This window comes from Methanophagales archaeon (assembly GCA_021159465.1).
In the GTDB taxonomy this organism is placed as follows: Archaea; Halobacteriota; Syntropharchaeia; order Alkanophagales; family Methanospirareceae; genus G60ANME1.
Map to the genome: position 1 here is coordinate 1 of JAGGRR010000028.1, position 1,101 is coordinate 1,101.

The window sequence follows — 1,101 nt, forward strand, 5'->3', positions numbered from 1 at the left end:
AGATACCGAAGATACCGAAGATGAAGAGAACCAAAAGCATAGTATGTGTGAAGGTGAAGAAGGAGCGCGGTGAAGAGGTTCGTAGAGCTTTGAAATCCGCTAATTTATTGAGAACAGATGTGAAAATCAAACACGATGCGAATTTCGTCTATCTACCATTGACAGAGGAGCACAAAGCGAAGGAAGTGGCGGATATAGATGTGGAAAGTGTGGAACTTTGCAGAACTGAATTTGAAGTTCTTGCGATTAAACCGGGCATAGAGGAGCTCATCGGGTTTAAACCTTCATACGAGATAGTGGGAGATATAGCAGTCCTTGATGAATCGGCAGATGAAGCGGTGGCGTCAGCAATAATGAAGTTACACAAGAATATCCGGGTGGTAGCACGCCGAAAGTCGCATGTTGAGGGCGTGTTTCGGAGAAGGAGAATAGAGATAATCGCAGGAGAACGAAGGACAGAGACGGTGCATAAGGAGAATGGATGCAGATACAAACTCGATCTCGAACGCGTCTATTTCAATCCCAGACTTGCTACTGAGCGAGATAGAGTGGCATCGCTGGCGGCACGAAGTGCGAGTGAGGAGACGATAATAGACATGTTCGCCGGTGTCGGTCCTTTCTCTATACTGATAGCGAAGCGAGCGGTTAAAAGCCATGTCATCGCTATTGACATCAACCCGGATGCGATAAAGTATCTCAGGGAGAACATTCGATTGAATGCGGTGGGGAATGTGGAGCCGATAGAAGGTGATGTGAAGGCGATATATGGAGCGTTCAGAGATAAGGCGGACAGGATAATCATGAATCTACCAAAAAAGGCTTATTTGTTCCTACCCGAAGCGGTGCAGATGCTCAAGCCAGAGGGAGGGACAATACATTTCTATATGGTGGAATCGATAAAGAAGGGCGAGGATATGAATAACGCGAAGCATAAATTCTGTACGTGGCTAAGTGAGCTCGGCGCACACACGGACCCGGAGATACTGACTGCGAGGAAGGTGAAGGCTTATGCACCCCGCAGATATATAATTGGTATAGATGCGAGGGTATTCAGGGAAATTTGACAGACATTTTAGTTAGTTATAGTTAGACATCCTGGAA

Annotated in this window: 1 protein-coding gene; it reads left to right on the forward strand. The window is 46.3% G+C overall.

What is annotated here, in order from left to right; all coding sequences use genetic code 11:
- Nucleotides 1-1,064: class I SAM-dependent methyltransferase family protein (locus J7J01_01580; protein MCD6209583.1), on the forward strand; the 1,064-nt coding region annotated here is incomplete at its 5' end.
- Nucleotides 1,065-1,101 lie beyond the last annotated feature (37 nt).